This window comes from Corynebacterium sp. HMSC035E02, assembly GCF_001836065.1.
GTDB classification, from domain to species: domain Bacteria; phylum Actinomycetota; class Actinomycetes; order Mycobacteriales; family Mycobacteriaceae; genus Corynebacterium; species Corynebacterium hiratae.
This window is the reverse complement of sequence record NZ_KV827373.1, coordinates 1-566: the sequence shown is the minus strand read 5'-3', so window position 1 is coordinate 566 and position 566 is coordinate 1. Positions and strand designations below refer to the sequence as shown.

Sequence of the window (566 nt, the reverse complement as noted above, 5' to 3'; positions counted from 1 at the left end):
TATCCGAAAGGAACTGACACGATGAAGAAGTCCCTAGCTATCATCAGTGCCGCCGCACTTATGGTCACGGCGACACCCACAGCGACAGCCGAGGACGGGCTAGTGAACAACGCTCGACAAGGATCGTCTACTGATCTCAATGAACTCGTCGTCTCTCAATGAACTCGTCGTCGACTCCCCCTTCTACGACATTATCGCTATTCCAGTCACGCTCTCATCGCTCGCTCTTTCGTTCCTGGGCGTCCCTCAGTGCGGTTTGCACGACACCCGCGGTTGCGAGAAGGGCTAAGTACCACCGTCACCAAAGACAGCGCCTGTTCCTGTTTCCTGTAGATTTGGCCTTCGGCCCGCTTTTGCTGCGGCTGGGGGCTATTTTTGTTGTTCTCTACGAGGCAAACCCATCACTTGGGCGATGCGCCTAGGTTCAAGAATGCTGTAGCCTGCAAATGGTCCGGGGATGAGTGTCCTCAGCCGGCAAAGCTGTGTTGCTTGTTTGGGCGGCGGTGGATTCTTTGTGCTTGAGATAATTAGCGCGTATTGGGGTTGCCCGCAAATCGTGGACACGT

General features: G+C 54.9%; 2 protein-coding genes. One reads left to right on the top strand and one right to left on the bottom strand.

The genetic code is table 11. The annotated features are described in order from the left end of the window. Nucleotides 1-139 precede the first annotated feature (139 nt). Nucleotides 140-289, top strand: a complete 150-nt coding sequence (locus HMPREF2635_RS13725; protein ID WP_232761136.1) for a hypothetical protein — start codon at nucleotides 140-142, stop codon at nucleotides 287-289. Between the two features lie 80 nt (nucleotides 290-369). Here the strand turns inward: HMPREF2635_RS13725 and HMPREF2635_RS13560 are convergent. After that, on the bottom strand, nucleotides 370-566 hold a 197-nt coding region (locus HMPREF2635_RS13560; protein ID WP_210401613.1), incomplete at its 5' end, for a hypothetical protein.